Here is a 6,607-nt window from a genome sequence, read left to right as displayed (position 1 = left end):
GCTGGCCTCCCTGCGGCTGCTGGCGGCGGACGCCGACGCGCCCCGGCGCCGGGTGGTGGTCGCCGTCGACGTACCCGACCGGGCGGCCACGGTCGACCCCGACCGGGGGCTCGACCCGGCCGCGCTCGGGGAGGTGCGGGTCGCCGGGCCCGTGCCGCTGTCCGAGGCGGCCGCGGTGCACCTGGACGCGGTGGACGCGGAGGCGGACGTGGCGGCCGCCGCCCGGGCGCTGCCCGCGGCGGACGCCGGGGACGACGACGCGCGGTTCACGGTGGACGGCGCGGAGGACCACGAGCTGCTGTGGTACGCCACGCAGGAGATCCCCGACCTGGTGGCCCCGGCGGACTGAGCGCCGCCCGGACGGTCCGGCCGGGGCGCCGACCTGCCGTCCTCCTGGATGTCGGCGCCGGCGGGTACGTTCTTGGGCATGGGGATGCAGAGGGACGCGCACATCGTCTGGGACTGGAACGGGACGCTGTTCCACGATGTCGACGCGGTCATCGGGGCGACCAACGCGGCCTTCGCCGAGCTGGGGCTGGAGCCGATTACGCTGGAGCGGTACCGGGAGCTGTACTGCGTGCCGGTGCCGAAGTTCTACGAGCGGCTGATGGGGCGGCTGCCGAGCGGGGCCGAGTGGGAGCTGATGGACGCGACCTTCCACCGGCACTACACGGAGCACCGGGTGCGGTGCGGGCTGGCCGAGGGCGTGGTGGAGCTGCTGTCGGGGTGGTCGTCGGCGGGACGCAGCCAGTCGCTCCTCAGCATGTACGGGCACGAGGACCTGGTGCCGCTGGTCCGGGACTTCGGCATCGAGTCGCACTTCCTGCGGGTCGACGGGCGGACCGGGCCGTCCGGGGGCAGCAAGGCGGAGCACATGGTGCGCCACCTCGGCGCGCTGACCGGTGTGGATCCGGCGCGCACGGTGGTGATCGGCGACGCGGTCGACGACGCGCTGGCCGCACGGTACGCCGGGGCGCAGGCGGTCCTCTACACCGGCGGCTCCCACGGCCGGGCTGGCCTGGAGGCGGTGGGCGTGCCGGTGGTGGACACCCTGGCCGAGGCCGTGGCGGAGGCGGAACGCCTCGCGGCGTGAGGGTTCCGGTGATCCCCCGGGTCCGCCGGGTGCCCTCCTGCCCGGTCGTCACCGAATGTGCACTGTGCAGAACGTCAAACTTCGCCCCATGGTTTTGTACACATACGGCTCATGACGGGCCCCCGGCGAGGAGCGATAGCCTTGGTGCCGTGATCAGCGCGATACCTCGCGGGGACATGGACGTCTCCGCTGTGCGCCCGGAGAGCACGGACGACAACCGTGACCGGGCGGCGGCCGCTGGTCCTCACGGGCGGGACGGGACCCGACGGGCCCCCGGGACGCGGTGCGTCCCCCGGGGACGGAGGGCGCGGAGAGCAGCGTCACACCCGTCGGACACCTCGGGATCGGCCGAACGGCCCCCGCTCGTCTCACCTTGCGGCATAGCGTCGACACAGACTGGACACCCCGTGTCGTATCACCGCACCACAGGGTCGGAGACCGTACTTCCTTCTACGTCACGCAACGGCGCGCGACAGGAGCCAGAGGATCATGCAGACCAAGCTGGACGAAGCCAAGGCCGAGCTGCTCGAGAGGGCCGCCCGGGTAGCTGAGAACAGCCCGGCCGGGGGGAAACTACCGACCGGGACCGCGGACGGGGGGGCTCCCGACCGGGAATCCGTGCTCGCGTTCCTCCAGCGCTTCTACCTGCACACCGCACCGGAGGACCTCACCGACCGCGACCCGGTCGACGTCTTCGGGGCCGCTGTCTCGCACCACCGGCTGGCCGAGAACCGCCCGCAGGGCACGGCCAGCGTCCGGGTCCACACCCCGACCGTCGAGGAGAACGGCTGGACCTGCAGCCACTCCGTCGTCGAGGTGGTCACCGACGACATGCCCTTCCTGGTCGACTCCGTCACCAACGAGCTGACCCGCCAGGGCCGCGGCATCCACGTGGTGATCCACCCGCAGTTCGTGGTCCGCCGGGACGTCACCGGCAAGCTGATCGAGGTGCTCCCCACCCCGCCCGGCGACGACCTCCCGCACGACGCGCACGTCGAGTCCTGGATCCACGTCGAGATCGACCGCGAGACCGACCGCGGTGACCTCAAGCAGATCACCGCCGACCTGCTGCGCGTCCTGTCCGACGTCCGTGAGGCCGTCGAGGACTGGGGCAAGATGCGCCGGGCGGCGACCCGGCTGGCGGAGGGCCTGTCCGACGAGCCCGTCCCCGGCGACCTGCCCCAGCAGCAGGTCGAGGAGGCCCGCGAGCTGCTGCACTGGCTGGCCGACGACCACTTCACCTTCCTCGGCTACCGCGAGTACGAGCTGCGCGAGGACGACTCGCTGGGCGCCATTCCCGGCACCGGCCTCGGCATCCTGCGCTCCGACCCGCACCACGCCTCCGCCGAGGGACACCCGGTCAGCCCGTCCTTCGAGCGGCTGCCCGCCGACGCCCGCGCCAAGGCGCGCGAGCACAAGCTGCTGGTGCTGACCAAGGCGAACAGCCGGGCCACCGTGCACCGGCCGTCGTACCTGGACTACATCGGCGTCAAGAAGTTCGACGCGGACGGCAACGTCGTCGGCGAGCGGCGCTTCCTCGGATTGTTCTCGTCCGCCGCCTACACCGAGTCCGTCCGCCGGGTGCCGGTGATCCGGCGCAAGGTCGAGGAGGTGCTGGAGCGCGCCGGGTTCTCGCCGAACAGCCACGACGGGCGCGACCTGCTCCAGATCCTGGAGACCTACCCGCGCGACGAGCTCTTCCAGACCCCGGTCGACGAGCTCCAGGCCATCGCCACCTCCGTCCTCTACCTCCAGGAGCGCCGCCGGCTGCGGCTCTACCTGCGCCAGGACGAATACGGGCGCTACTACTCCGCCCTCGTCTACCTGCCCCGCGACCGCTACACCACCGGTGTCCGGCTGCGGATCATCGACATCCTCAAGGAGGAGCTCGGCGGCACCAGCGTCGACTTCACCGCCTGGAACACCGAGTCCGTCCTCTCCCGGCTGCACTTCGTGGTCCGGGTCCCGCAGGGCACCGAGCTGCCGCAGCTCTCCGACGCCGACAAGGAGCGCATCGAGGCCCGGCTCGTCGAGGCCGCCCGCTCCTGGGCCGACGGCTTCGCCGAGGCGCTGAACGCCGAGTTCGGCGAGGAGCGCGCCGCCGAGCTGCTGCGCCGCTACGCGGGCGCCTTCACCGAGGGCTACAAGGCCGACCACTCCCCGCGCGGTGCGGTCGCCGACCTCGCCCGCATCGAGCAGCTCGACGACGAGCGGAACTTCGAGCTCAGCCTGTACGAGCCGGTGGGCGCGGGCCCCGAGGAGCGCCGCTTCAAGATCTACCGCAAGGGCGAGGCGATCTCCCTCTCCGCGGTGCTGCCGGTGCTCCAGCGGCTCGGCGTCGAGGTCGTCGACGAGCGGCCGTACGAACTGCGGTGCGCCGACCGCAGCGTGGCCTGGATCTACGACTTCGGCCTGCGCATGCCCAAGCTGACCGGCGCCGCCGCCGACCACCTCGGCGACGACGCGCGCGAGCGGTTCCAGGACGCCTTCGCCGCGACCTGGACCGGCAAGGCGGAGAACGACGGCTTCAACGCCCTCGTGCTGAGCGCCGGACTGACCTGGCGCGAGGCCGTGGTGCTGCGGGCGTACGCCAAGTACCTGCGTCAGGCGGGCTCCACCTTCAGCCAGGACTACATGGAGGACACCCTCCGCAACAACGTCCACACCACCCGGCTGCTCGTCTCCCTGTTCGAGGCCCGGATGTCGCCGGAGCGCCAGCGCGCCGGACACGAACTGGTGGACGCCCTGCTCGAGGAGCTCGACGCCGCCCTCGACCAGGTGGCCTCGCTCGACGAGGACCGCATCCTGCGCGCCTTCCTCACCGTCATCAAGGCGACGCTGCGCACCAACTTCTTCCAGAAGACGGGCGACGGCACGCCGCACGACTACGTCTCCATGAAGTTCGACCCGCAGGCCATCCCCGACCTCCCGGCGCCGCGCCCGGCGTTCGAGATCTGGGTGTACTCGCCGCGCGTGGAGGGCGTGCACCTGCGCTTCGGCAAGGTCGCCCGCGGCGGCCTGCGCTGGTCGGACCGCCGGGAGGACTTCCGCACCGAGATCCTCGGCCTGGTCAAGGCGCAGATGGTGAAGAACACCGTCATCGTGCCGGTGGGCGCCAAGGGCGGCTTCGTCGCCAAGCACCTGCCCGACCCGAGCGTCGACCGCGACGCCTGGCTGGCCGAGGGCGTCGCCTGCTACCGGACGTTCATCTCGGCGCTGCTCGACGTCACCGACAACATGGTGGCCGGCGAGGTCGTGCCCCCGGTGGACGTCGTCCGGCACGACGAGGACGACACCTACCTCGTCGTCGCCGCCGACAAGGGCACCGCGAAGTTCTCGGACATCGCCAACGAGGTCGCCGCGTCCTACGACTTCTGGCTCGGCGACGCCTTCGCCTCCGGCGGCTCCGCCGGATACGACCACAAGGGCATGGGCATCACCGCCCGCGGCGCCTGGGAGTCCGTCAAGCGGCACTTCCGGGAGCTGGGCGTGGACACCCAGACCCAGGACTTCACCGTCGTCGGCATCGGCGACATGTCCGGTGACGTGTTCGGCAACGGCATGCTGCTCAGCGAGCACATCCGCCTGGTCGCCGCCTTCGACCACCGGCACATCTTCATCGACCCGAACCCGGACGCGGCCGCCTCCTACGCCGAGCGCCGCCGCCTGTTCGAGCTGCCCCGCAGCTCCTGGGCCGACTACGACACCGAGCTGCTGTCGGCGGGCGGCGGCGTGTTCCCGCGCACCGCCAAGTCCATCCCGCTCAACTCCCAGATCCGCGAGGTCCTCGGCATCGAGCCCGGCGTCACCAAGATGACCCCGGTCGAGCTGATGCAGGCGGTCCTGAAGGCGCCGGTGGACCTGCTGTGGAACGGCGGCATCGGTACGTACGTCAAGGCGTCCACCGAGTCCAACGCCGACGTCGGCGACAAGGGCAACGACCCCATCCGGGTCGACGGCAAGGACCTGCGGGCCGCCGTCGTCGGCGAGGGCGGCAACCTGGGCTTCACCCAGCTCGGCCGGATCGAGTTCGCGTTGCACGGCGGCCGGATCAACACCGACGCCATCGACAACAGCGCGGGCGTGGACACCTCCGACCACGAGGTGAACATCAAGATCCTGCTCAACGGCCTGGTCACGGACGGCGACATGACCGTCAAGCAGCGCAACAAGCTGCTCGCCGAGATGACCGACGAGGTCGGCCGCATGGTGCTGCGCACCAACTACGCGCAGAACACCGCCATCGCCAACGCCCTGGCCCAGTCCAGGGACATGCTCCACGCCCAGCAGCGCTTCCTGAAGCACCTGGTGCGCGAGGGCCTGCTCGACCGGGCCCTGGAGTTCCTGCCCACCGACCGCCAGATCCGCGAGCGGCTCGCCGCCGGCCAGGGCCTGACCGGCCCGGAGACGGCCGTCCTGCTGGCGTACACGAAGATCACGGTCGCCGAGGAACTGCTGCACACCTCGCTGCCCGACGACCCCTACCTGAAGGGGCTGCTGTACGCCTACTTCCCGAGCGCGCTGCGCGAGCGGTTCCAGGAGCACATCGACAGCCACCCGCTGCGCCGCGAGATCACCACGACCGTGCTGGTCAACGACACGGTCAACACGGGCGGTACGACGTATCTGCACCGGATGCGCGAGGAGACCGGCGCGTCGCTGGAGGAGATCGTCCGGGCGCAGACCGCGGCCCGCGCGATCTTCCGCTCCGCGGTGGTGTGGGACGGGGTCGAGGCCCTCGACAACAAGGTCGACGCGGAGACCCAGACCCGGATCCGGCTGCACTCGCGCCGGCTGGTGGAGCGCGGCACGCGCTGGCTGCTCAACAACCGGCCGCAGCCGCTGGAGCTGGCGGAGACGGTGGAGTTCTTCGCCGAGCGCGTCGAGCAGGTCTGGGCGCAGCTGCCGAAGCTGCTGCGCGGCGCGGACCTGGACTGGTACCAGAAGATCCACGACGAGCTGTCCGGCGCCGGCGTCCCCGACGAGCTGGCCACCCGGGTCGCCGGGTTCTCCTCCGCCTTCCCGACGCTCGACATCGTGTCGGTGGCCGACCGGATGGGCAAGGACCCGCTGGACGTCGCCGAGGTCTACTACGACCTCGCCGACCGGCTGAGCATCACCCAGCTGATGGACCGCATCATCGAGCTGCCCCGCGCCGACCGCTGGCAGTCCATGGCCCGCGCGGCGATCCGCGAGGACCTGTACGCGGCGCACGCGGCGGTGACCGCGGAGGTCCTGGCGGTGGGCAACGGCTCCGCGACCCCGGAGCAGCGCTTCCAGCTCTGGGAGCAGAGGAACGCGGCGCTGCTCGGCCGGGCCCGCGCCACGCTGGACGAGATCCACGGTTCCGACTCCTTCGACCTCGCCAACCTGTCGGTGGCGATGCGGACGATGCGGACGCTGCTGCGCAGCCACTCCTAGGCCGGACGGCCCCGCCCGCGCGGGCGGGGCCGTACGCCGACGAACACGACGCGGGGGCGCCCCGGGCCGGACCGGCCCGGGGCGCCCCCGCGT

The 6,607-nt window shown here is 71.7% G+C and carries 3 protein-coding genes; all 3 read left to right on the top strand.

Annotated features, from left to right (window positions below; genetic code table 11):
* The coding region (locus B7L92_RS11965; RefSeq protein WP_081237412.1) for a DUF6912 family protein at positions 1 to 349 on the top strand (349 nt) is incomplete at its 5' end.
* Positions 350 to 427: 78 nt separating this feature from the next.
* Complete coding sequence (locus B7L92_RS11960; protein ID WP_081237411.1) at positions 428 to 1,093, top strand: HAD family hydrolase; 666 nt, start codon at positions 428 to 430, stop codon at positions 1,091 to 1,093.
* Between the two features lie 489 nt (positions 1,094 to 1,582).
* Entirely contained in the window at positions 1,583 to 6,514 is a 4,932-nt protein-coding gene (locus B7L92_RS11955; protein WP_081237410.1) for an NAD-glutamate dehydrogenase, read from the top strand.
* The last annotated feature ends 93 nt before the right edge of the window (positions 6,515 to 6,607 follow it).

The sequence above is a fragment of the Streptomyces viridosporus genome (assembly GCF_002078235.1).
Classification (GTDB): domain Bacteria; phylum Actinomycetota; class Actinomycetes; order Streptomycetales; family Streptomycetaceae; genus Streptomyces; species Streptomyces viridosporus.
The sequence above is the reverse complement of the archived record's forward strand: the minus strand, read 5'-3'. Positions and strand labels throughout refer to the sequence as shown.